At 38.6% G+C, this 22,899-nt stretch carries 24 protein-coding genes; 8 read left to right on the top strand and 16 right to left on the bottom strand.

The window, feature by feature from the left end:
• Window positions 1-188: 188 nt before the first annotated feature.
• Window positions 189-1,064, bottom strand: a complete 876-nt coding sequence (locus tag ACIFOT_RS28640; RefSeq protein WP_430071269.1) for a nucleotidyltransferase-like protein — start codon at window positions 1,062-1,064, stop codon at window positions 189-191.
• A gap of 151 nt (window positions 1,065-1,215) precedes the next feature.
• Between ACIFOT_RS28640 and ACIFOT_RS28635 the strand changes: the two genes are divergently transcribed.
• The gene (locus ACIFOT_RS28635) at window positions 1,216-1,566 is read left to right on the top strand and encodes a YgzB family protein (protein ID WP_430071266.1); all 351 of its coding nucleotides are present in this window, start codon (window positions 1,216-1,218) and stop codon (window positions 1,564-1,566) included.
• 63 nt (window positions 1,567-1,629) lie between these two features.
• Here ACIFOT_RS28635 and perR read toward each other — a convergent pair whose 3' ends face one another.
• The 7 genes from perR to ACIFOT_RS28600 all read right to left on the bottom strand — a co-directional run bounded on the left by perR (window position 1,630) and on the right by ACIFOT_RS28600 (window position 6,596).
• Window positions 1,630-2,067 (bottom strand): peroxide-responsive transcriptional repressor PerR, encoded by a 438-nt coding sequence (gene perR / locus ACIFOT_RS28630; protein WP_430071264.1) that lies wholly within the window; start codon window positions 2,065-2,067, stop codon window positions 1,630-1,632.
• Window positions 2,068-2,172: 105 nt separating this feature from the next.
• Entirely contained in the window at window positions 2,173-2,727 is a 555-nt protein-coding gene (locus ACIFOT_RS28625) for a cob(I)yrinic acid a,c-diamide adenosyltransferase (protein WP_430071261.1), read from the bottom strand.
• 241 nt (window positions 2,728-2,968) lie between these two features.
• Window positions 2,969-3,436: a thioredoxin-dependent thiol peroxidase gene (gene bcp / locus ACIFOT_RS28620; protein WP_430071258.1), complete on the bottom strand. Its 468-nt coding sequence runs from the start codon at window positions 3,434-3,436 to the stop codon at window positions 2,969-2,971.
• Window positions 3,437-3,517: 81 nt separating this feature from the next.
• Window positions 3,518-3,820: an ion channel gene (locus ACIFOT_RS28615; RefSeq protein ID WP_430071256.1), complete on the bottom strand. Its 303-nt coding sequence runs from the start codon at window positions 3,818-3,820 to the stop codon at window positions 3,518-3,520.
• A gap of 169 nt (window positions 3,821-3,989) precedes the next feature.
• Window positions 3,990-4,775 carry an ABC transporter permease gene (locus tag ACIFOT_RS28610; protein ID WP_430071253.1) on the bottom strand — a complete coding sequence of 262 codons (786 nt, stop codon included), beginning with the start codon at window positions 4,773-4,775 and terminating at the stop codon, window positions 3,990-3,992.
• Between the two features lie 3 nt (window positions 4,776-4,778).
• Window positions 4,779-5,570: an ABC transporter permease gene (locus ACIFOT_RS28605; RefSeq protein WP_430071250.1), complete on the bottom strand. Its 792-nt coding sequence runs from the start codon at window positions 5,568-5,570 to the stop codon at window positions 4,779-4,781.
• A gap of 18 nt (window positions 5,571-5,588) precedes the next feature.
• Window positions 5,589-6,596 (bottom strand): ABC transporter ATP-binding protein, encoded by a 1,008-nt coding sequence (locus ACIFOT_RS28600; protein WP_430071247.1) that lies wholly within the window; start codon window positions 6,594-6,596, stop codon window positions 5,589-5,591.
• Between the two features lie 158 nt (window positions 6,597-6,754).
• Between ACIFOT_RS28600 and ACIFOT_RS28595 the strand changes: the two genes are divergently transcribed.
• From ACIFOT_RS28595 to ACIFOT_RS28585, 3 genes are all read left to right on the top strand, one after another.
• Window positions 6,755-8,050: a glutamate-1-semialdehyde 2,1-aminomutase gene (locus tag ACIFOT_RS28595; RefSeq protein ID WP_430071244.1), complete on the top strand. Its 1,296-nt coding sequence runs from the start codon at window positions 6,755-6,757 to the stop codon at window positions 8,048-8,050.
• Window positions 8,051-8,372: 322 nt separating this feature from the next.
• Window positions 8,373-12,842 carry a glutamate synthase-related protein gene (locus ACIFOT_RS28590; RefSeq protein WP_430071241.1) on the top strand — a complete coding sequence of 1,490 codons (4,470 nt, stop codon included), beginning with the start codon at window positions 8,373-8,375 and terminating at the stop codon, window positions 12,840-12,842.
• Window positions 12,843-13,029: 187 nt separating this feature from the next.
• On the top strand, window positions 13,030-14,106 hold the full coding sequence (locus ACIFOT_RS28585; protein ID WP_430071238.1) for an FUSC family protein: 1,077 nt from the start codon (window positions 13,030-13,032) through the stop codon (window positions 14,104-14,106).
• A gap of 15 nt (window positions 14,107-14,121) precedes the next feature.
• On the opposite strand, the gene ACIFOT_RS28580 is transcribed toward ACIFOT_RS28585, so the two are convergent.
• The 5 genes from ACIFOT_RS28580 to fabL form a co-directional block, all read right to left on the bottom strand.
• A complete protein-coding gene (locus ACIFOT_RS28580; RefSeq protein ID WP_430071235.1) occupies window positions 14,122-15,888 on the bottom strand; it encodes an ABC transporter ATP-binding protein in 1,767 nt (588 codons plus the stop codon).
• A gap of 78 nt (window positions 15,889-15,966) precedes the next feature.
• Entirely contained in the window at window positions 15,967-16,497 is a 531-nt protein-coding gene (gene ntdP, locus ACIFOT_RS28575) for a nucleoside tri-diphosphate phosphatase (protein ID WP_223589785.1), read from the bottom strand.
• A 194-nt stretch (window positions 16,498-16,691) separates the two neighbouring features.
• Window positions 16,692-16,949 carry a YgaB family protein gene (locus ACIFOT_RS28570; RefSeq protein ID WP_430071232.1) on the bottom strand — a complete coding sequence of 86 codons (258 nt, stop codon included), beginning with the start codon at window positions 16,947-16,949 and terminating at the stop codon, window positions 16,692-16,694.
• A 241-nt stretch (window positions 16,950-17,190) separates the two neighbouring features.
• Window positions 17,191-17,412, bottom strand: a complete 222-nt coding sequence (locus tag ACIFOT_RS28565; RefSeq protein ID WP_430071229.1) for a gamma-type small acid-soluble spore protein — start codon at window positions 17,410-17,412, stop codon at window positions 17,191-17,193.
• Between the two features lie 72 nt (window positions 17,413-17,484).
• The gene (fabL, locus tag ACIFOT_RS28560) at window positions 17,485-18,234 is read right to left on the bottom strand and encodes an enoyl-[acyl-carrier-protein] reductase FabL (protein ID WP_430071227.1); all 750 of its coding nucleotides are present in this window, start codon (window positions 18,232-18,234) and stop codon (window positions 17,485-17,487) included.
• Window positions 18,235-18,350: 116 nt separating this feature from the next.
• Between fabL and ACIFOT_RS28555 the strand changes: the two genes are divergently transcribed.
• Window positions 18,351-18,533 carry a hypothetical protein gene (locus ACIFOT_RS28555; protein WP_430071225.1) on the top strand — a complete coding sequence of 61 codons (183 nt, stop codon included), beginning with the start codon at window positions 18,351-18,353 and terminating at the stop codon, window positions 18,531-18,533.
• A 39-nt stretch (window positions 18,534-18,572) separates the two neighbouring features.
• On the opposite strand, the gene mutY is transcribed toward ACIFOT_RS28555, so the two are convergent.
• Complete coding sequence (gene mutY / locus ACIFOT_RS28550; RefSeq protein ID WP_430071222.1) at window positions 18,573-19,667, bottom strand: A/G-specific adenine glycosylase; 1,095 nt, start codon at window positions 19,665-19,667, stop codon at window positions 18,573-18,575.
• Between the two features lie 106 nt (window positions 19,668-19,773).
• Here mutY and ACIFOT_RS28545 point away from each other — a divergent pair, with 106 nt between their 5' ends.
• Entirely contained in the window at window positions 19,774-20,754 is a 981-nt protein-coding gene (locus ACIFOT_RS28545; RefSeq protein WP_430071219.1) for a metal-dependent hydrolase, read from the top strand.
• A gap of 31 nt (window positions 20,755-20,785) precedes the next feature.
• Here the strand turns inward: ACIFOT_RS28545 and ACIFOT_RS28540 are convergent, their stop codons facing one another.
• Window positions 20,786-21,055: a YfhJ family protein gene (locus ACIFOT_RS28540; RefSeq protein WP_430071217.1), complete on the bottom strand. Its 270-nt coding sequence runs from the start codon at window positions 21,053-21,055 to the stop codon at window positions 20,786-20,788.
• A gap of 133 nt (window positions 21,056-21,188) precedes the next feature.
• Between ACIFOT_RS28540 and ACIFOT_RS28535 the strand changes: the two genes are divergently transcribed.
• Window positions 21,189-21,359: a small, acid-soluble spore protein K gene (locus ACIFOT_RS28535; protein WP_430071214.1), complete on the top strand. Its 171-nt coding sequence runs from the start codon at window positions 21,189-21,191 to the stop codon at window positions 21,357-21,359.
• Window positions 21,360-21,402: 43 nt separating this feature from the next.
• Here ACIFOT_RS28535 and ACIFOT_RS28530 read toward each other — a convergent pair whose 3' ends face one another.
• The gene (locus ACIFOT_RS28530) at window positions 21,403-21,726 is read right to left on the bottom strand and encodes a YfhH family protein (RefSeq protein WP_430071211.1); all 324 of its coding nucleotides are present in this window, start codon (window positions 21,724-21,726) and stop codon (window positions 21,403-21,405) included.
• 87 nt (window positions 21,727-21,813) lie between these two features.
• Here ACIFOT_RS28530 and ACIFOT_RS28525 point away from each other — a divergent pair, with 87 nt between their 5' ends.
• A complete protein-coding gene (locus tag ACIFOT_RS28525; protein ID WP_430071208.1) occupies window positions 21,814-22,491 on the top strand; it encodes an SDR family NAD(P)-dependent oxidoreductase in 678 nt (225 codons plus the stop codon).
• Window positions 22,492-22,899: the final 408 nt, after the last annotated feature.

Here is a 22,899-nt window from a genome sequence, read left to right as displayed (position 1 = left end):
TAGTTTTCAAAGAACAATTTTCTTTATCGCTCGCAAGCGACTTTATTAATATAACACATCGTTTTTCTTAAAGTCAATAACTTTTTTTGAAAAACCGTCACCCGCGAAAACTTTATTAATTCGTTTCGCAGCGACGGTTATTAATATACCAAGTAATCATAAAAAGGTCAATAAGTAATTTCGTTTTTTTACGATAATTTTTTACTTACACGATAGCACCGGTGGAAAACACCTTGCCCCTTCGTCTCAACATTAACAACTTCAAGCAAATGTTTTTCAAGCAAATATTCAAGAAGAACTGACATATCAACCGAATATGGTGCCAATTCTGTTTCACTCATGATTTCATTAAACATCCAATTGTCCTTTGTGCTTAGCACTTCAAGCAAATGAGCTGCTCCAATATTTGTTCGTGAATGGATCATAAACTCGCTGGCCAGAAATAAAAGTTCTAATCTTTTTTCCAGGGTTTCCTCACTGTTAACAAGCTCTTCATATAACTTAAATATTTCCGGCTCTATTTGTTTCACTTGATGCCAGACAGTAAGTTCAGGATGAAGCCCATTTTCGATAACCTCTAATCGTGCAAGATGATGTAAAGAATGAACAACATGATTATAAGCATCTAAGAACTGTTTATGTTCAAATAGTGCTTTTCCGTCTACATACCGTCGAATTAATTTTGCAAATTCTAAGCCCATTTTAATTTTTCGTCCGTTAAAAGGAAATTCCCGCAGCTCAGTTTTTAAATTTGCTACATATTCATTTCGGTCAAAAATGATTTTGGCATTATGAAGCCATTCAAATATTTTCCGATTAGAACCGAACAAAATCCATTCTTGCAACTTTGATTCAGTAATAACATGCATAGCAGCCTTATGGTTATCATAGGTATAGTGCTTTATGAAGATTGGCTTTTCTGCCTCTTTTACAATAATCAAAAGAATTGCATCAAATGAATCTGTTGTTGAACTTGATTTTTGTCTTTTTTCAACCAATAAAACTCCTAGAGTATTTAATTGGCTTGCCCTTTCTTGATATATAGGACGAAGAATGTCTTCCATTCATCATACCTCCATTTTTCTCGATAGCATTATAACTTCGACAATGATGATAAATCTCCTTCTAAAATTGGAGACAAAATTCGACATTCTTCTTCAGCCTTTTTTCTCTTTACTTAAATATGGTATAGTTTCTCTAGGAGGGAGAAACAACATGGTTAAATATTCTAGTAAAATTAATAAAATTCGCAGCTTTGCATTAGGACTAGTTTTTATCGGCTTTATCGTTATGTATGGAGGCATCTTTTTTCGTTCCTCACCACTTATTATGACCATCTTTATGATTTTTGGTCTTCTTTTTATAATTGCAAGTACAGTTGTCTATTTTTGGATTGGAATGCTATCAACAAAAACAATTCAGGTTAAATGTCCAGGCTGTGGTAAAACCACAAAAATGCTCGGCCGTGTAGACATGTGCATGTATTGCCGCGAACCCTTAACGCTTGATCCAAAACTTGAAGGCAGAGACTTCGATGAATCTTATAATAAAAAAATAGAAAAATAAAAAGAGTTGACTTAAACAAAACAGTTTAAGTCAACTCTTTTTTTAAAACCTGAAAAGGCAATTTTAATGTACTTCTTTACTAGCACATTCGGGACAGGATCCGTAAATCTCCATGCGGTGATTTGCCACTTTAAACCCTGTTACATGTGAAGCTAAATGCTCCACCTCATCTAAACCAGGATAATGGAAGTCAACAATTTTCCCGCATGATTCACAAATAACATGATAATGGTGGGATGTAACAAAATCAAAACGGCTTGATGCATCACCGTAGGTTAATTCTTTTACAAGACCAACTTCACGAAATACTCGTAAATTATTGTAAACTGTCGCCACACTCATGTTAGGGAACTTTCCCTCCAGGGCTTTATAAATATCGTCTGCTGTAGGATGTGACATCGAGTTTATTAAATATTCAAGTATCGCATGACGTTGCGGAGTAATACGTACCCCCGTTTCCTTTAAGGTATCCAACGCTTCTTTTAACTGGTTCATCGCCATGCACCTCTTTTCTAAAAAAGATTCTTACATTATAATTGTTATAATTAGTTTACTAAGTAAATAGTACTTTTGTCAACATTGTAGTATCATTAACCAATATGAAACTTATTCTTTACTATGCAAAGTTAGTTCATTAGCCCCAAGCTGATGGTTAACAAACCGGGCAGTCACAAATAAAAGGTCCGAAAGCCGGTTTAAGTATGCCAAGACTAGCGGGTTGACATCGTCTCCTATTGTAACTGCACATCTTTCCGCTCTCCTTGCAATTGTTCGCGCTACATGAAAGGCAGCACCTGCAGGATGTCCTCCGGGTAAAATAAAATTTGTTAATTCCGGTATGACTGCGTTCCATTCATCAATTTGTTTCTCCATCTCTTCTATATCTGCGGTAACTAATGACCACTTTACTTCTTTCCCCTTTGGAGTTGCCAGCTCTGCACCCACATGAAAGAGATTCGTTTGTATTTTATGATAAACTTTTTCAATTATTTCTTTCCCTTGAAAATTTTCCTGACAAAGATGACTTAATGCCAGCCCAATCATAGAATTCGTTTCATCACAGGTTCCATATGCTTCTACCCTTAAATCATTTTTTGCAACCCTTTGCCCATAAATAAGAGAAGTAGTTCCCTTATCTCCAGTCTTTGTATAAATTTTCATTTGCTAATCCTCCTTGTCAAGGATATTTATATGTATTAAAACTTTTCCTTCATCATATCACCGTTTTAGCCGTTTAGAAAACTTAAAGCCATTGAATTCCCTGATTTGTGCATAAAAAAAGGGCCGCTTTGGACCCAAAATTTTATCTGAGGAGGTATGCCCTAATAAAATGATATTCAGATACTAGTATCTTGCATTGGACAAAAGCCTTTAATAACGAAAATAGGCTAGAAAAATGCCATCATTGGTTCTCACGTATGTAGGATAATGCTTCTTCCACATGCCCCTTAACTTGAACTTTTCTCCACTCTTTCACAACGTTCCCATCTTTATTAATTATAAAAGTGGATCTTTCAATTCCCATGTATTCTTTTCCAAAGTTTTTCTTTAACTTCCATACATCATAGGCTTCCGCTACCATATGGTCTGTATCAGCAAGAAGCAGGAATGGTAATCCATACTTCTCCACAAATTTTTGGTGGCGACCAACAGGATCTGGACTGATTCCTAAAATAACGGCATTTACGTCATTAAATTCCTGATGTTGATCCCTGAAATCACATGCCTCCGTTGTACATCCTGGTGTCATATCTTTTGGATAAAAATAAAGCACAACGTTTTTCCCTTTTAATTGAGATAATGTAATGGTCTCACCATTGTTGGCCTCTAGGGTAAAATCTGGTGCCGGCTTTCCTAATTCAACAGTCATTTTATTCACTCCAAATGTAAAATATTCCTATCCATAGCTTAACCTTTCTTTCAATCCATAACAACTATCCAAATCGCCATATTACTTATCCCGTTCAAACATAACTTTAGCAACAAAAGCAGCAGGCAAGGTATAGCCAATTAACGCTTCCGTTACGGTAATGATTCTGCCAATACCATGGGGAATGACATCCCCATTTCCAACCGAAAAAAGAGTCATCGCACTAAAATAGAAGCTCGTTTCAAAAATATTATTCCTATTTTGCGGATTCACTTCGATTAAAATGGATACCCCAATTAATTCAAACAACAGATAAATTAGGCCAAAACCGATGATAACAGTTAAATAAACCGAACCTAAATACAGGAAATTATCAACAGACACCAACTTTCCCTTAACCGTATTCGGGATAAATAAAGTTCTTAAACTCATAAAAATACAAAAAATTACGACAGGAAGCAGGAAATAGAACAACCCCATTCACCCCTAAATCAACGTGAGTTATTCTATTTCTATGCAGGCTTGTTCCTTAAAATATCAAATTGCAGAAGCTTTAATTTCCTGCCCCTCTATATTTCTTTACTCCTTGATTCCAGAGAAGCACTGAAACGATAAAAAAGATAATACCGATCACTGGTGTGATAAACGAATACCAATACCACTCTGTTTTTTCAAGAAAAAAAGCAGCAGGATATACCCCGACAAACGCAAAAGGCAGCACCCATGTTAAGACAAAACGAATCAATTTGTTATATATATTAACAGGATACCTCCCATAGTTACTAATATTGTACATCATCGGCATTAGAGAGGTTCTGGCATCGGCCCAAAAGCTGATACAGGCTATCATAATAAAAACCCCTCCATACACAAGAGCACCTCCGGCAACGAAAACGACAAACAAGATAGGATCATACCACTCCACACTTAACCCAAGTCTGCTCCCCGCATAAAACATGACCGCCAATCCCGTTATAGCCCCTAGTAAGGACTCCAGTTCAAGTCGCTCGAGGATAATTTGAAATAGACTGTGAATAGGTCTGGTTAAAATACGATCCAGTTCCCCTTTCACGATATACCGTTCATTAAAATCCCATATATTAAAAAAAGCAGAAAAAACCGCAAAAGGAACTAAGAAAAATCCATATATAAAAATAATTTCGTCCCGGCTCCAGCCTTTCAGCAAATTGGTATGTCCAAATACAACCAGGATAAACACGAGATTAATGGCCTGCGACAACAAGTCAGAGAAAAATTCTACAAATATATCAGCACGATATTGAAGTCTCGTCTTTAAATATTGGGAAATATATTGAAAAAACATGGTGAGATAAAACATCGATTAACCCCCTTGAATGATCAGCTGTTTCTTTGCCAAATGCCACAATAATTGAATCGGGATGATTAAAACTATCACCCAAATGCATTGCTGCCCAATCGCCTCTACAGCCTGCTGGTGGGAGAAGCCTTTAGTAAATATCATACTTGGCAAATAACTGATTCCTTGAAAAGGGAGAAATTTCATAAACTCCTGAGCCCAGCCAGGAAAAAAATTAATCGGAAGAAGAAGTCCTGAGAACAAGTCAATGACTACACGTTTAGCTCGAATAAGGCCTGTATTATTGTATAAGAAGAAAGTCGTAATCCCTGTTAATAAATTTAGCTCTGTATTAATAAAGAAGCTCAAAAGGATGGAAAGGGCAAATAACCCCCAAACGCTTAGATCCCATGTAAACTCTATAGGGAACACAAAATAAACAATAATTAGACCTGGTGCTGAGAAGAAAAATAATCTAAAAATCCCTTCTCCCAATCCTTGCATCGTTTTCATGCTTAGATAATTGTAAGGTCTGATCAGCTCAATCGCCACTTTACCTTCCATGATTTCCATAGCCATTTCCCTGTCAAGGTTATTGAAGTAAAAGGCCCGTGCCATCCAAGAAACTGCCACATAGGTAGTCATTTGGACGACAGAAAGCCCCTGAATTTGCTCTTTCCCTCCATAAATGGCTGACCATAAAAAGTAATAGGCTCCTATATTAATACCGTAAATGAGAATTCCTGTATAATAGTTTGTCCGGTAGGCCAGCATCATTAAAAAGCGGATTCTAATCATCTCTAAGTATTTATCCATGTTACTTACCACCTTTCATTAAACAGCACCTTTTTCATATATATTGCGAATGATTTCTTCGGTTGAGGTTGCATTAATTTTAATATCCTTAATTTTAAAAGCAGCAACCACCTTGGCAATCACTTGTGAAATAAGTTCGTCATTATCCTCTATGGCCGCTGTAAAAATTTGCTCTTTTTCATCCAATTCCCACTTAACCGGTATTGCTTGTGTTAAGTTTTTAACGGCAGCAATATCAACCTTCTCCAAAAATTGAAACTGCAATTCTTTCCCTTCGCCCCATTTTTCCTGTAAGTTTCTTAAAGCACCGTCATAAATGACCTTTCCTTCATCAAGCATAATAACCCGCTCACATAAGGCTTCAATATCAGATAAATCATGAGTCGTTAACAGAATCGTGGTATTATATTTTTCATTGATTTCTTTTAAGAACTCGCGAATTTTCAATTTAACCAAAACATCCAGGCCAATGGTCGGTTCATCCAAAAATAGCAATGGCGGGTTATGAATTAAGGCAGCAGCCAGCTCACACCTCATTCTTTGACCAAGTGACAGTTTACGAACCGGTTTATCGAGCAGAGGTTCAATATCCAGCGTTTTAATTACATGATTCATATGATCGTCATATTGCTGATCCGTTACTTTATAAACCTTTTTCAACAATCGGAAGGACTCTTGTACAGCGATATCCCACCATAATTGTGATCTTTGACCAAAAACGACACCAATGGTTTGAACGAATCTTTCCCGTTCTTTATGAGGATTCATACCATTTACGGAAATTTTGCCGGATGTTGGTGTTAAGATGCCTGTCAGCATTTTAATTGTCGTTGATTTTCCCGCACCATTTTCACCGATATAGCCAACCATCTCTCCTTGTTTGACGGTAAAACTAATATCATTTACCGCTGGGACGACTTTATAGTTTCTCGTTAATAAATCTCTAAACGCACCCTTAAGTCCCGTTCGACTTGAGTATGCTTTAAATTCTTTTCGTAAGTTTTCTACTTCTATTGCGTTATACATTCTTCTACCTCCTGAAACTTGCCCTATTTAGTTTAGCCAAATAGGGAGGTATAAACAACTATCGCGTACTCCCATGAATTTTCTAATTTTTAAAACAGATAAAAGTGACGAAAAAAAGTGCTAAAATATATTAGATAAAGATATAAGGAGGTAAAAATATGCAATTTACCAATTCAGAACGATTACATAATGAAGCTTTAGAACATATCGTAGGTGGAGTTAACAGTCCTTCACGCTCCTATAAAGCAGTGGGCGGCGGTGCTCCAGTGGTGATGGAGCGGGCCCAAGGTGCATACTTCTGGGACGTCGATGGCAATCAATATATTGATTACCTTGCAGCATATGGACCAATTATTACCGGACATGCGCACCCACACATCACTGAAGCCATTAAAATAGCGGCAGAAAGCGGAGTCCTCTATGGAACCCCAACACCCCATGAGGTCAAATTTGCAAAAATGTTAAAGGATGCCATTCCTTCATTAGATAAAGTTCGCTTTGTTAATTCAGGAACAGAAGCAGTAATGACAACAATCCGCGTGGCCCGTGCTTACACCGGTCGCGATAAAATCATTAAATTTGCCGGGTGTTATCACGGCCACTCTGACCTCGTTCTTGTTGCAGCAGGATCAGGCCCTTCCACTCTTGGAACACCAGATTCCGCAGGTGTTCCAAAAAGTATCGCTCAAGAAGTGATCACCGTACCATTTAATGATATTGAACCTTTCAAAGAAGCAATAGAAAAATGGGGGGACCAAATTGCAGCGGTTTTAGTGGAACCCATCGTCGGAAACTTCGGTATAGTTGAGCCAAAACAAGGCTTTCTGCAGCAAGTAAATGACCTGACCCACGCCGCAGGTGCATTGGTCATTTACGATGAAGTTATTACAGCTTTCCGGTTTATGTATGGCGGTGCCCAGGACCTATTAGGCATCCAGCCAGACCTTACTGCGCTCGGAAAAATAATTGGCGGAGGATTACCTATCGGTGCTTATGGCGGACGAAAAGAAATCATGGAAAAAGTGGCTCCACTTGGTCCTGCCTACCAAGCAGGAACGATGGCTGGAAATCCTGCGTCGATTCTTTCTGGAATCGCCTGTCTTGAAGTATTAAAGCAGGAAGGAATATATGATTATCTAGATCGTTTAGGAGCAATGCTGGAAGAGGGAATTTTAGAAGCAGCGAAAGAATATGATATTCAAATAACGATAAATCGTTTAAAAGGTGCATTTACTGTTTATTTTACAAATGAAACTATTGAAAACTATGAGCAAGCCGAGAATACGGATGGTGAAATGTTCGCTAAATTCTTCAAACTTATGCTTCACCAAGGAATCAACCTGGCCCCATCAAAATACGAAGCTTGGTTCTTAACCATAGCACACACAGAAGAAGATGTTGAGGCGACCTTATACGCAGTACGAAATGCATTTTCTTTACTAAAGGACGAATAAATATGCATTTTTTATGCACAATTGGGAGTGGTAATCACTCCCTTTTATTTTTGAAACATTCATGAAAACGGTTACATAGACAACTTTCCTCATTTATCCATCACCTAAATACCTTCATTTTTTTATCCAAAACTTTGTATATTTATTTGATTTCTGAAAATTCATATGATACTATTAAATTATTATTTTTATTTTTCCTTTAACTTATTGCCTCAATAAAGCATCGAATCATTTCAAACAGAACAAAAATTATTTTCACAAAATATAAGTTTCATAGGAGGTGAAGCGGCTTCCGAAGGATTTTCCGAAGAAGCCCAACAAAATGACACAAAGATGGACCCCTTCCCTATTTAAAGATTTTCATAAACACGAACATGATGCCTGCGGAATCGTTGCTTGCCTTGAAAAGAGTAAGCGTCCTACGAGAAAAAATATTTCTGATTGTATCGATGCACTTGTGACGATGAACCATCGCGCCGGCTTCATCAATGGTGAAGGCGATGGTGTTGGTATTCATACTGATATTCCTGTTGAGCTCTGGAAAGAAAAATTGCTTCAGGCTGGAATAGACCCACAACTTGCAAATAAAGAAGAATTTGCAGTGGGTCACGTATTTATTAGCCAAAAGGTTGACCGGGAAACTACTAAACAAGAATTACAACAAAAACTAGAAAAATATGAATTAGAGCTAATTTTTGAGACTGACGAGGTTACGGATCCTGCTGCCCTTGGTCCAATTGCGATCCAAGAAAACCCTGTTTTTTGGCAATTCGCCTGCCTTTCAGTTAAAAAAGGCCAAGAGTTAACAAGTGTTCTTTTTGATGCCCTGATTGATTTTGAGAAAAATGAGCATGTTCATGTAGCATCCTTTAGCCAAAACCATGTTGTGTACAAAGTTATGGGAGCTGGGGATATTCTTCCAAGATATTACCAAGATCTTGCTAACCCCCTTGTGGCATCGACTATGACACTTGGCCATAATCGCTATTCTACAAATACTCTCTCAAGCTTTTTCCGAGTGCAGCCTTTTAGTGTATTAGGCCATAACGGAGAAATTAATACGATTGCAAAGCTTCGCGACGAAGCAAAAATGATTGGTGTTCCACTCGTTAAAGACGGAAGTGACTCACAGGATTTAAGCCGGACAATGGAAACACTAATTTGCCGAGAGGGATATTCCCTATTTGAAGCAATGGACCTTTTGTTCCCGCCGATCGTTAACGAAATTAAGGCTTACTCCAGTGAACTTCAAGATTTATATACTTATATAAGAGAAGCATGGGGACACTTTGCCCAAGGCCCTGCAGGAATTATCTCACGCTATGCAGATGAAGCCGTATTTAGTGTAGATGCACTTGGACTGCGGCCGCTTTGGATGCTTGAAACAGAGACATCCTATCTCTTCTCCTCCGAACCAGGAATCATTCCTTCCAGTGAATATGTGAATGACCCTAAGCCATTGGCACCAGGTGAGAAGGTAGGTTTTAAATGGAACGGAGAAGATTTAGAGGTTTACGAGCAAGACCGTTATCAGAATGAAGTGTATACTCGCTATTCAAAACGTTTAAATCTTAGTGAAGCAAGGCATCGTTTGCAGCCTACTGCATTTAATAAAACTGTGACGATGAATTATCCTGATAAAATCCATAATGGTCAATATAAGGCTTTTGGCTGGGAACGTGATCACATCCAATTTGTCGAACAAATGGCTGAAAAAGGAATTGATCCAATTCGCTCCCTTGGCCATGATGCACCACTTGCGGCACTTAATCCAGAACGAATTAATATTGCAGATTATATAAAAGAAAGCGTTGCGGTTGTAACCAACCCTGCCATCGACCGAGATCGTGAAACAGAACATTTCTCAACACGCGTCATTATTGGAAAACGCCCTACTCTATTTGTAAAAGAAGAAACGGAAACGGTTATTGAGCTGACTACACCGCTCTTATTAGAAGGAAAAGCTGGTTTCACGTGTTCTGAAGCCTTAGGGCAGCCTAGCTTTGATCAAGTTGTCCAGCATTTCCAGGAGCAGAAATTAGTTGCATTTATCTCAACTACATTCCATAAAAACGAAAAGCTCGATGAGGCACTAGAGAGGCTTTCTTCTGAAGCCGTTCAAGCTGTTCAAGCAGGAAAAACGTTACTTGTTCTTGACGATGCTAAATCCCATCAAGAGGATGCGTACTGGATCGACCCGCATTTAGTTACTTCGGCGATTGATCAAGCACTAGTTAAAGCTGAGTTAAGAAGGGATTGTTCTTTATTGCTGCGTTCTGCGGCGATTCGCTCCCTGCATGACATTATTACTGTATTTGGTTTAGGAGCAGATTTAATCAGCCCTTATTACATGTTCCTAACCGTTTTGGATGAATCAACTACACCGTTAACCAACCTATATAGTGCCTTAACGAAAGGATTAGAAAAAGTAATCTCTACCATTGGTATTCATGAGTTAAGAGGTTATGGCCGTTTATTTTCAAGTATCGGCTTACACGAATCCATTGCGAAGGTATTAAACATTGTTAACTTCTTTGGTTCAAAAGAAATCGATGACAATTTTGAAGCCTTAAAACAGGATTCTTTAAAAAGAGCTGAGGATTACAACAACGAGAAAGAGCGCGTCGGAAAAACCTTCCACCTCTTCCCTCGTATTTGGAAGGCAATCGGCGAGGTGGCATCTACAGGTGACTACGGTGTTTACCGTGATAAAATCACAGAACAAGAAACAGAGAACCCTACTACCATTCGACATTTAGTTCAGTTAAAACAAAGCAATAAAGCTGTTACGCCGAATGATGTAGATATCCGTGTGGGCGACCATGATTTACCGTTTATTATTTCGTCAATGTCATTTGGATCTCAAAATGAAATTGCCTTCCGTGCCTATGCAGAAGGTGCTGATCGCTTAAACATGGTCAGCTTGAACGGTGAAGGCGGCGAAATCAAGGATATGCTCGGAAAATATCCAAAGACTCGCGGTCAACAGATTGCATCAGGACGATTTGGTGTTAACGCTGAATTATTAAACTCATCCAATCTATTAGAAATCAAAATTGGTCAAGGGGCGAAGCCTGGTGAAGGCGGGCATTTACCTGGATCAAAGGTAACTGCTAAGGTAGCGGCTGCACGAAATGCTACACTTGGTTCTGATCTAATTTCACCTTCAAACAACCATGACATTTATTCGATTGAGGACTTAGCTCAAATGATTCAAGAGCTAAAGACAGCAAATGATCAAGCAAAGATTGCTGTAAAGGTGCCTGTCGTTCCTAATATCGGAACGATTGCTGTTGGTATCGCCAAGGCTGGTGCTGACATCATCACGGTAAGCGGGTTTGATGGCGGTACTGGTGCGGCGAGAATTCATGCGTTGCAGCACGTTGGATTGCCGGTTGAAATTGGGGTAAAAGCTGCACACAATGCCCTCCTAGAGAGTGGACTTCGCCATAAAGTGGAAGTATGGGCTGACGGCGGAATGAAGAGTGCCCGGGATGTTATCAAAATTATGCTGCTAGGTGCAAACCGCGTCGGTTTTGGAACTTTAGCGATGCTATCAATTGGCTGTACTACCTGCCGCGGTTGTCACTTAGACACTTGTCATGTTGGTATTGCTACTCAAATTGAAACGGAAGCTCAAGCAAAGGATCACGGCCTGCGGCGCTTTGTACCACGACAATTAGATTTAGCCGTTCAAGGTATCATGAATCTTTTCACAGCTTTTGCTTCAGAGTTAAAAGATCTTGCCGCATCTGCTGGCATTAAAAATCTACAGGATGCCGTTGGTCATTCTGAATTATTGGAGCAAGTAAAAGGAGAAGGTCAGCTTAACCTCTCCCACTTATTAAAGCCTTTGGAAATCAGCCAATTTGCTAAAGTGGAGGCTTCAAAATCCATCTCAGAAGCACAAATGCAAGTAGCTGTAGGTGCTGAATATCTTGATGGCAGTGTAGATCAGCTTCATTCATCAAGAGAATTCGTAAGTGTAACTTCTGAACAACGTGTACTCGGAAGCCGTGTTTCCTGTCACCGTGTTCGCGGCAGACTTGACGGGTCTTACAAACAGCTTCCTCCTGTACAGCTAAAGTATATGGAAGGATCGATTCCTGGAAACGGACTTGGTGCTTATAACAGTGAAGGCATTGAAATTACTGTTAACGGCGGGGGTCAGGACGGAGTTGGAAAAACGTCCTTTGGCGGAAATATCCATATCCTTAAGTCTAAAGGTAAAAATGGTCATTTCTATAATGGTTCAGTTGGAAAAGGATTTGGATATGGGGCACAAAAAGGTCTCCTAGTTGCCCAAGGAAATGCTGATGCCCGTGCGGGAATCCGATTATCAGGGGCAGATTTAATCATTGGCGGCCAAGTGAAAAAGCCGCTTCCAGAAAAAGAAGCCGGCAACATTGGCTCTAATGCTAATATTAAAGGTTTTGCCTTTGAATATATGACAAATGGCCGCGGTCTTGTATTAGGAGATCCGGGACCATGGATTTGTGCGGGTATGACCGGTGGCGTTGTGTATTCACGACTTCAGCCTGAAATGGGTCTAACGAAAGATGCCCTTAAGAAAAGAATTGCAAAAGGTGCAAAGGTATCTGTCGTTGATTTAAATGAAAAAGGAATAAAAGATATCACTGAGTTATTAACAAACTATACTGACCTTCTCGAGCAAAACGGTCAGCCGGAAGAAGCAAACGATCTTCGTTCTTTATTAACAAACTTGGAAAATCATTTCGTTCAGATTCTTCCAGTTAAGGAACAAGCTGATCCATCAGTATCAACAGAATGATTTATTAGCAACCTATTACGCCCGCTTTTGACAAGCGGGCGTTTTTTTCACATTTTTTTGGAACAATACGAAAATAAATTCATATAATTTCTCTTGATTAAATGAATGATTCCCTGTATAGTACAGTATTGTTATTTATGTGTAAAATAAAAAGATAACTACTTATTTTGAAAGGAAACTATTTAAAATGAAGTTAGGTGCCCGCATTTTTAAAACGGGAATAGCTATTGTTTTATCATTATACTTAGCCCAACTATTGCATTCACCTTCCCCAGTCTTTGCCGCCATTGCTGCGATATTCGCTATTCAGCCGACGATATACCGATCCTATTTAACAATCATTGAACAGATTCAAGGAAATATTATTGGAGCAATAATGGCAGTAATTTTTGTTCTTTTGCTAGGTAATCATTATATTGTGGTCGGACTGGCTGCGATCATCGTAATTCTTCTAAATTTAAAGCTGAAACTCGAGAAAAACATTGGTCTTTCACTGGTTACATTAATTTCAATAATGGAAATACAAGGCGGAAGCTTTATTCAGTTTGCAGGAATTCGTTTCACCACGATTATGATTGGGGTATTTTCAGCTTTCTTGGTTAATCTCGTGTTTATGCCGCCAAAATATGAAAATAAGCTTTATTTAAAAATAGCCGACACGACAGAAGAGATTATTAGGTGGATTAGATTAAGTACACGTCATGACTTCGACCATCAACTTCTCAAAACTGATATTGAAAAGTTAAAGGACAGTTATATTAAAATCAGTCAATTTTACTTAATGTATAAAGAAGAACGAAGCTATTTTAAAAGGATTACATTAGAAAAGTCACGGAAACTTGTTATTTATCGGCAAATGACTTCTACAGCCAAAAAAGCGCTTGATACATTAAAAAAGCTTCATCGATTTGAAAATGAACTGTTGCACCTGCCAGAAAATTTTCAGCAATCGATTCAGGAACAATTGGATTGTTTGATTTACCAGCATGAGCAGCTAATGCTCAGGTTTATTGGCAAAATCCCAACCAACCCCACCTATTCAGAAGGAAATGTTTGTTTAAACAAAAAAGAATTATTTAACCTATTTTTATCGCATCAAAAGGAATATGCTGAGCAGGATCCTCCACATATGTATCATATTATGCAAATCGTTGCATCAATCATTGACTACAGTGAGCAGGTCGAACATCTTGATACTTTGATAACAAGTTTTCATTCTTACCATGAAAATGAAGTTTCCATTGAGGAACCTCATAACGAATAAAAACCGAAGTGGAATTTACTCCACTTCGGTTTCTTTATGTTCAAGCATTTGTACCTGAAATAATTTAAAATAGTTCCCTTGCTTTGCCATTAGTTCTTCATGTGTTCCGATTTCAACAATTTGGCCATGCTCTATTAAAACGATGCGATTCGCATGAGTGATGGTCGATAACCGGTGTGCTACAATAAAGGTGGTACGGTCCTTTGCTAGCTCCTCAAGGGATTCTTGAATCGAATGTTCACTCTCTAAGTCAAGAGCCGATGTCGCCTCATCTAAAATAAGGATTGGCGGGTTTTTCAAAAATACCCGTGCAATTGCAATCCGCTGCTTTTGACCCCCGGAAAGCTTTACGCCCCTTTCCCCTACCTTTGTATTATATCCTTCAGCAAGATTTAAGATAAATTCGTGTGCATTGGCGGCTTTGGCTGCCTGGTAAACTTCTTCATCCGTTGCCCATGGTTTTCCTAATAAAATATTATCCTTCACTGATTCACTAAATAAAATATTATCTTGAAACACAACTCCAATTTTATCCCGTAACGTTTGAACCTTAAACTGACGGATATCTACACCATCGAGAGTTATTTTTCCTTTGGTTACATCGTAAAAACGCGGAATTAAGCTAACCAGCGTTGATTTCCCGCCGCCGCTCATTCCAACAAGTGCAATGGTTTCTCCCTTTTTTACATCAATGGTAATATCTTTAAGTACCGGTTCCTCATTTTCATTATAGGAAAATGATACATCCTTAAAAGAAATATCACCATATACATTACTGCACTCTTTCGAATCCGGTCCGTCAACAATATCATACTTTTCATCCAATAATTCAAAAACACGATCCATTGAAGCAAAGGATTGTGTAACAGTGGTTGAAGAGTTAACCAGTCTTCTTAAGGGATTATAAAGCTTGTCAATATAAGCAAAAAACGCCACCATCGTACCTAATGACAGCTGATGTTGAATAACTAAATATGCTGAATAGCCTATCACAATTAATGGCGCGATATCTGTAATAGTGTTTACAGCAGAAAAGGACTTCGCGTTCCAGCTCGTGTGCTGCAAGGCTTTTTCTAAAAAGTTTTTATTCTGCTTATCAAACTGGGTTTGTTCATATTCTTCAATCGCAAAACTCTTGATAACAGGCATCCCTTGTACCCGTTCATGAAGGTAGCTTTGAACCTCTGCCAGAGCTTGCGAACGAATCCTTGTTAACCTCCGTAAATTCCCAAAAAAGTAGCTTATGGAAATAGCATAGAGTGGAAACAGCAAAATCGAAATTAAGGTTAATTTAACATTCATTGAAAACATAAGAATAATGGCAATAACAATAGTAGCAATATCCAGCCACAGGTTCATCAAGCCAGTCACAACAAACGTTTTCGTTTGCTCAACATCATTTATAACACGAGAAATGATTTCTCCTGCGCGGGTATTGGCATAATACTTAAAGCTGAGCTTTTGAATATGTTTATACATCGTGTCACGAAGATCGTATAAGATTTTACTTGAAGTCCACTGGGCAAAATACTGCCGATAATACTCAATCGGTGGTCTAAGAACCACAAATATAACAATCATCAAACCCAAAATCAGCATTAATTTATGTATTTTTTCATCAGCTGATAAGGAGTGATTTCCAATGATATCATCCACTACATACTTTATTAAAATAGGTATTATAAGAGGAATAGAGAATTTTATGAGTCCAATGATGATTGTTCCAATGATCTGCCATTTGTATGGCTTTACAAATTGAAGATATCTCTGAATGCTATTCAATCTTTTATGGCCCCCTTTCTTTTTTCGATAAGCACGTAAAAACCTGTTGATAAAATCAACAGGCACCTACGCTACCCTTTAACGTCTGTATGTTAAATAACGTTCATACCAAATATCAATAAAATCTGGAGCAAATGGGCCATTTCTTTGCCGAATCCATTGAATCAGCTTATCAACGTTTCGCTTAAGAATTTGGTCTATTACATCCGGATAATTCATTTCTCGGCGATGCCGCTCATACTCATCTTCGTCTAGCAAATTAAATGTCATATCAGGATACACCTTTATATCAAGATCATAATCAATATATTTAAGTGCTTCACCATCAAAAATAAATGGTGAACTGATATTACAATAATAATAAATGCCGTCTTCACGGATCATTCCAATTACATTAAACCAGTATTGTGAATGGAAGTAACAAATGGCAGGTTCTCTTGTAATCCACGTTCTACCATCTGATTCTGTTACCAATGTCCGATCATTTCCACCAATCACTAAATGCTGTGACCCTTTTAAAACGGTTGTTTCTTCCCAGACGCGATGGATGTGCCCATTGTGTTTATAGCTATGTATTTGCATTGGTTCACCTTCGATGGGTACGCCCATGTTCTCCCCTACCTTCATTACTGAACGCTTTGTAACCTATTCTTTTGAAAAATAAACGACAAAAGGCAACAAAGAAAATTCCTATTATCTATTATTATAACGGTTGAGAACAGAATTTAAAACAAAAGAGCCACATTTCAAGTGGCTCTTTGTAAAAATTTGCGAAATTTTTTCTTCATTTTCTTTATTTTTCATTACAAAGAAGGAGCTAAACTTGATTCCCGATATGAATTTATAACCTCTTCAGTCTGTTTTTCAAACATGGACTGAATTTCTTTCAACTCTTTTTTCATTAGTTGAATATCAGTTTGAATACTTTCAAGATCGGTTTCGTTCTGTAATGTCTGCAGCTCTTCTTTAATTTGCTGACAACGTTCAAGTTCAGCCTGAAGGTATAATAATTTTTCCATCGTTGCCATTTGCTCGGAAACTAATCGGTTAAAATGATTCATTTCCCTCACCGCCTTATTATTTGTACCTAATATGTATTCTTGAATAATCCTTAATCTCCTTTGACTACTTATGTAGACTAAAAGGAAGTTTTGTCGAAATAAATAAAGCGGAAGCGCCTTGGCCAGGGAAAAAAGCAGTTTATTTTTTCCTAGGCGCTGTAGCTGGACAGTAATCACAGTTCTATGAATAAATGAAGAGGGCACCCTTTCGATTGGAAGAGTGCCCTCAACTTAAGTATAATTAGCTTTGACCCATTTGGCCAGCGCCGCCTTGGTTTTTATTTGCTTGTGATTGTTGGTTTTGCTTTCTTACTTCTGCAGCATTCGTTTCACTCGCAAATTCTGTACCAAATGCACCTGCTGCCCCTGCTGCACCTGCACCAGCTCCAGCATTTTGTTGTCTTACTTCCTGGATGTTTGTTCCAGCTGAAGTCTTGTTTGGCTGTTGATTGAAGTTTGCCATTGTAATCACCTCCACGAATATTAATGTATCCCTGCTTCGTGAAGATTATCCAAAAAAATTATTTAAAAATAATTAAACGAGTAATGATATTCCACCATCAACGATGATAGTCTGTCCTCTAATCATGCTTGAATCATCAGATAATAAGAACATTACGGTGTTAACCATATCCTCAATTTCAACCATTTTCCCTGCAGGAGTTTTTTCTTTTGCTTCTTGAAGCAACTCTTCCCGATTAGGGAAATGCTTCAATGCTTCTGTATCAACCGCGCCGCCGGAAACGGCATTTACCACAATATTTTTTGGAGCCAATTCAATTGCTAAATACCTTGTCAGCGCTTCAAGTGCTGCTTTTGATACACCAACAACTGTATAATTCTTAAGATAACGAATTGACCCTAAAGAACTTATGCTGACAATCTTTCCTCCACCATTTTTCTCCATCAATTTTGCCGCTTCCTGGCCACAAAATAAAAGAGCTTTGCTATTGATGTTTAAGGTCCAATCCCAATGTGATTCTTCTAACTCCATAATCGGACGCTGTACACCAGAAGCTGCGTTATTGACAAATACATCTAAGCGGCCAAATTCCTGTTCAATTTGGGCAAACATATCTTTAATTTTATCTACATCTCCAACATTGGCTTTAATTATTAAGGCTTTTCTACCTAATGCCTCAACTTGTTCAGCTGTTTCTAAGGCACCCTTCTTGCTTCTCGCATAATTAATGACAATATCATATCCTGCTTCAGCAAGCCGAAGTGCTGTTGCCTTTCCAATTCCCCTGCTGCTTCCAGTAATTAATGCTACTTTTTGTGTCATTTTCCTTTTCCTTTCCTCAATCAAGTATAGCTCTTATTTTAGCTTTTCCATGAATAGAAGACAATTAATAGACCAAACACTAAGGGAAAATACCATAACGAAGGGATGAAAGTTTTATGTATGCAGGACGGGATATGACAGAGTTGTCAATGATGGCTAAATCTGACTGGGAGGATAGCGAACTTGCTTTTTTTCATCATTCCTTACAGCAAATTGCCCCCTATTTAAATAGCGAGGGCCAAACCATACACAGAGAGATCATCGAAGAAATTGAAAGCCGTGGAGGGATCAAACACTAGAATAAAAAGAACGCCGTAACATGGTCACGGCGTTTCTTCCTATTTTTGTTCCTGATAAAGCTTTATCATTTTTTGATAGGAAACAGGAAAAGCGTATTCTTCCATTTCCGCTAACGAGACAAGCCTCCATTCATCACTTTCCACAAACTCGGAACATATTTTACCTGTATACACTTTAATATTCCAAACTAAATGTGAAAAAACATGTTCAATTTGACCGATAATCTGATCAAGCTTGACGGATAAATTTAGAGATTGATTAAATTGAGCTACAACTTCCTCGCGATCGGCCTGCAATGGATGAACAATCTCCACATTTGGAAATTCCCATAGGTTTGCCAGTAATCCTGACGAGGGCCGCTTATGAATGACAATCTTCCCATTTTCAGCTAAAAGAATGGCCGAAGCTAGTTGTACATGACGTGTTTTTGTTTTTTTCGTTTTCACTGGAAGCTCACTTTGTACACCTTCATGAAACCCGTGGCAATGTTCGCGAACTGGGCATAATAAGCATGATGGAGAGGTTGGGGTACAAATCAATGCCCCTAATTCCATTAAGGCTTGGTTAAAGGCAGACGGGTCATCATGTGAAATTAATTCCCGAACGGCTTTTTCAAAAATTTTTCGCGTTGATGGTTTCGCAATATCTTCCCAAATAGATAGTATTCTTGATAAAACGCGCATGACATTACCATCTACAGCAGGTTCCGGAACTCCATATGCAATACTTAAAATAGCACCTGCGGTATAAGGTCCGACTCCCTTAAGTTTCGCAATTTCTTCAGGAGTGCTGGGTACCTTACTATTATAATTAGCTTTTACTTCCTTAACTGCAGACTGCAAATTGCGAACTCTTGAGTAATACCCAAGTCCTTCCCATGCTTTTAGAACCTTATCTTCTTCCGCTTCAGCTAAGTCTTCGATGGTTGGAAACCATTCGATAAATCGATTAAAATAAGGTATAACGGTATCTACTCTAGTTTGCTGCAGCATTATTTCTGAAACCCAGACCTTATAAGGATCCTGATCTTTTCTCCAGGGAAGGTCACGCTGTTCCGCCTTAAACCAAGAAATTAAATCATTTTGAAAAGCATTTATATTGATTTCTGTAATATTTTTTAGATCAATTAACATAACTTTAGGCCCTCCGTAAAAAACTAGCAAAAAGTAAAGCATTTTCGTTTTACAATAAGTTAATTTCTCTATTTTGACAAGAACATTTTAAAGGAGGATATTCCTTTTGGATACTGGAACTCATGTTGTCATGGGCATTGCACTTGGTGGTCTTGCAACCCTCGATCCAGCAGTGGCCGCCAGCCATGCTACTGCAACTAGTGTTTTAATTGCAACAATAGCAGGTTCTCAAATACCAGATATTGACACTGTTTTAAAACTAAGAAATAATGCCATTTATATTCGAAATCATCGTGGAGTGACCCATTCTATTCCTGCGGTCATCCTGTGGCCGCTCTTAATCGTGGCAGTCATTTATCCTTTTTTTCAGGGTGCCAATCTCCTTCATCTCTGGGCATGGACCTTTGCTGCCGTTTTTATCCATGTTTTCGTAGATATATTTAATGCATACGGAACTCAAGCCTTAAGGCCATTCTCTTCAAAATGGGTGGCACTAGGTGTGATTAATACCTTTGATCCGATCATATTTGGAATTCACGTCGTTGGGATTTTCATTTGGATTTTAGGGGCAAATCCAGGCTATACGTTTCTGATTATGTATGCAGTTATCATCGTCTACTATTTAAGAAGGTATCAAGCTAAAAAAAGAGTTTTAGTTGAGGTAAGAACCCTAATTCCTGATGCAACTGAAATTATTATCGCTCCAACCATGAAGTTTCATCAATGGCGAATTGCTGCTATGAATAAAAGCATGTTTTTTGTTGGCAGGTCCGAAGATAAAAAAGTAGAAATTTTAGATCGTTTTAAACGAGTTCCTGTTCCGCAAACACTCTTAATTGAAGCTGCGAAAAAGGATGACAATATTTCCGCTTTTCTTTCATTTTCGCCGGTTTATCGCTGGGAAATAGATGAATTCACTGATTATTATGAGGTCCGTTTTATTGATTTACGCTATCGAAGCAATGGCCATTATCCCTTTGTGGCTGTGGTGCAATTAGATTGTAACTTTAATCGGATTACCTCTTATACAGGCTGGGTGTTCAGTGAAAAGAAATTGCGAAAAAAATTAGGGATTATCCCAAGTTAAAAAAGCAAGTGACCCACTGTCACTTGCTTTTTTAATGGAGAGTATTTTTTGCTTGTTCTAGAAAATGTTTATATTTCGGATTGGTCGCTGCAAATTCATGCAACTTATCGCCGTAGTGTTCAATCCATTGTTTTACAATTTTTTCTGTCATTTCACTGCCCATATATTCCCTACCCGCTTTTGCGTAAGTGGTTTCAAAATCCTCCCAAAGCAGCTCAACCCAAGTCCGGGCTTGGTGATAAGAAAGCTGGTCATTTTTGCCTAAAAGCAGGTTTGCTAATTTTTCATGATAATCATTCACATGCACACCCCATTTGCCATTTTCTTATAACATAACCGTAAAAATTTAAGCAAATACTAACGTTACGTGGTAAGCATTGAAAGACAAGCTTTGCTTTTCACGTTTTTCTCATTCCCTTTTATGGAGGTACAGCATGAGAAATAAAGCGACAAATTTCCCGAATCAAAATAATAATAAATTTGAGGGAGAACCGAGAGCAAAAGCAGAATATGCTTCAAAAAGAGCAAACGGCACTACCAATACGCATCCTCAAGAGCGCATGCGTGCTTCTGGTGAACGTGATGACGAATCACCACAATTTTAATTTGTAACACTAAGACAAACCAGAGAATAGGTTCTCTGGTTTGTCACTTTAACCTCTTTAACAGGGATATCGGAAGTGCTTCTTCTTTACCATCACCTTTTAGTCGGTAACCCCAAGCAAACACGCCATTCATATAGTCTATTTTAAAATGTTGGCCAGGGTCTCCCTCAATTTCGTAAATTTCCCCAGGTTTAAAGGAGTCTGGGTTTAATAAATATGCTCTTGCCATTAAAACTTTTCTTTCAAGTACCGCAAATTCATTTACCATTCCCATTTGCTCTGCTTTTCTTGCTTTTTCTTGTAGCGCAGCAATTTCCTGCCTTAATTCATGCTCTGTCATGTCACTATACCGCTTCTCCTGCTGCATCTTTTTCCCTCCCATTTCTCTTTATTTTAGTATAGTTTTTTTTGTAAAATTAATAAAGGTAAAAACCATTTTGAAGGAGATAACTTAATGAAAACAATCATTGTAACTGGTGCAGGATCTGGGTTGGGAAAAGAGCTAGCATTTCTTTTTTCAAAAAAGGGGTATCATCTTTTGCTCGCTGGCAGAAGTACTGATAAATTAGTTGCTGCCAAAGATGAAATTGAAGCAGTAGGCGGCACTGCTGAGATCCTTGTACTAGACATTCGAAATAATGAAGAAGTTTCGAAGAAATTAAAAGATATTGGCAGCACCTACCACATAGCGGGATTGGTAAATAATGCTGGAGTCGGACATTTTGGGCCGTTTGGAGAGCTAAATGAAAAGCAAATCATCGAAATGTTAGATACGAATGTGTTAGGAACAATTTTTATGACGAAGGCAATTTTACCGCTTCTTCTTGTTAAGGGAGAAGGAAGGATCATGAATATTATTTCAACTGCTGGTTTACGCGGAAAAGTCAATGAAGCAGTTTATGCAGCGAGCAAATTTGCAGTCAGAGGCTTCACCGAAAGCCTGCAAAAGGAATATGAGGGCAGCGGAATTAAAATTAATGCTGTCTATATGGGAGGCATGGATACACCATTTTGGGCGGACAGTGACCATATTAAAGATCCATCACGGCTAAGTTCACCTAAACAAGTTGCTGAAATGATTTTTGAGCAACTTGATCAAGACTCGATAATAATTGAAAGTAGGAAATCATAAAGGGCCTTGTCCTCTATATGGATTCTTGCGGACACGGACATTCGATAATTTGGGCACCGTGTCCTCTATACTATCTCTTGCAGATTCGGTCACTTGAAAATTCGGGTTCCGATTCCTCTATACGGCCTCTTGCGGACTCGGGCAACCGAAAAAGGCGGGCACCATGTCTTCTTTACGGCCTCTTGCAGACTCGGGCAACCGAAAAGGCGGGCACCGTGTCCTCTATACGGCCTCTTGCGGACTCGGGCAACCGAAAAGGCGGGCACCATGTCTTCTTTACGGTCTCTTGCAGACTCGGGCAACCGAAAAGGCGGGCAACCGAAAATACGGGTTCCATGTCCTCTATACGGACTCTTGCGGACTCGGGCAACCGAAAAGGCGGGCACCATGTCCTCTATACGGACTCTT

Source organism: Neobacillus sp. NRS-1170, from assembly GCF_050468025.1.
Note: the sequence above shows the minus strand (reverse complement) of the source record. Positions and strands in the feature narration are given on the sequence as shown.

Excerpts from the sequence above, each read along its gene's own strand:
- ACIFOT_RS28640 (WP_430071269.1), bottom strand. The coding sequence starts at position 1,064 with ATGGAAGACATTCTTCGTCCTATATATCAAGAAAGGGCAAGCCAATTA.
- ACIFOT_RS28635 (WP_430071266.1), top strand. The coding sequence starts at position 1,216 with ATGGTTAAATATTCTAGTAAAATTAATAAAATTCGCAGCTTTGCATTA.
- perR (WP_430071264.1), bottom strand. The coding sequence starts at position 2,067 with ATGGCGATGAACCAGTTAAAAGAAGCGTTGGATACCTTAAAGGAAACG.
- ACIFOT_RS28625 (WP_430071261.1), bottom strand. The coding sequence starts at position 2,727 with ATGAAAATTTATACAAAGACTGGAGATAAGGGAACTACTTCTCTTATT.
- bcp (WP_430071258.1), bottom strand. The coding sequence starts at position 3,436 with ATGACTGTTGAATTAGGAAAGCCGGCACCAGATTTTACCCTAGAGGCC.
- ACIFOT_RS28610 (WP_430071253.1), bottom strand. The coding sequence starts at position 4,775 with ATGTTTTATCTCACCATGTTTTTTCAATATATTTCCCAATATTTAAAG.
- ACIFOT_RS28605 (WP_430071250.1), bottom strand. The coding sequence starts at position 5,570 with ATGGATAAATACTTAGAGATGATTAGAATCCGCTTTTTAATGATGCTG.
- ACIFOT_RS28600 (WP_430071247.1), bottom strand. The coding sequence starts at position 6,596 with ATGTATAACGCAATAGAAGTAGAAAACTTACGAAAAGAATTTAAAGCA.
- ACIFOT_RS28595 (WP_430071244.1), top strand. The coding sequence starts at position 6,755 with ATGCAATTTACCAATTCAGAACGATTACATAATGAAGCTTTAGAACAT.
- ACIFOT_RS28590 (WP_430071241.1), top strand. The coding sequence starts at position 8,373 with ATGACACAAAGATGGACCCCTTCCCTATTTAAAGATTTTCATAAACAC.
- ACIFOT_RS28585 (WP_430071238.1), top strand. The coding sequence starts at position 13,030 with ATGAAGTTAGGTGCCCGCATTTTTAAAACGGGAATAGCTATTGTTTTA.
- ntdP (WP_223589785.1), bottom strand. The coding sequence starts at position 16,497 with ATGGGCGTACCCATCGAAGGTGAACCAATGCAAATACATAGCTATAAA.
- ACIFOT_RS28570 (WP_430071232.1), bottom strand. The coding sequence starts at position 16,949 with ATGAATCATTTTAACCGATTAGTTTCCGAGCAAATGGCAACGATGGAA.
- ACIFOT_RS28565 (WP_430071229.1), bottom strand. The coding sequence starts at position 17,412 with ATGGCAAACTTCAATCAACAGCCAAACAAGACTTCAGCTGGAACAAAC.
- fabL (WP_430071227.1), bottom strand. The coding sequence starts at position 18,234 with ATGACACAAAAAGTAGCATTAATTACTGGAAGCAGCAGGGGAATTGGA.
- ACIFOT_RS28555 (WP_430071225.1), top strand. The coding sequence starts at position 18,351 with ATGTATGCAGGACGGGATATGACAGAGTTGTCAATGATGGCTAAATCT.
- mutY (WP_430071222.1), bottom strand. The coding sequence starts at position 19,667 with ATGTTAATTGATCTAAAAAATATTACAGAAATCAATATAAATGCTTTT.
- ACIFOT_RS28535 (WP_430071214.1), top strand. The coding sequence starts at position 21,189 with ATGAGAAATAAAGCGACAAATTTCCCGAATCAAAATAATAATAAATTT.
- ACIFOT_RS28530 (WP_430071211.1), bottom strand. The coding sequence starts at position 21,726 with ATGCAGCAGGAGAAGCGGTATAGTGACATGACAGAGCATGAATTAAGG.
- ACIFOT_RS28525 (WP_430071208.1), top strand. The coding sequence starts at position 21,814 with ATGAAAACAATCATTGTAACTGGTGCAGGATCTGGGTTGGGAAAAGAG.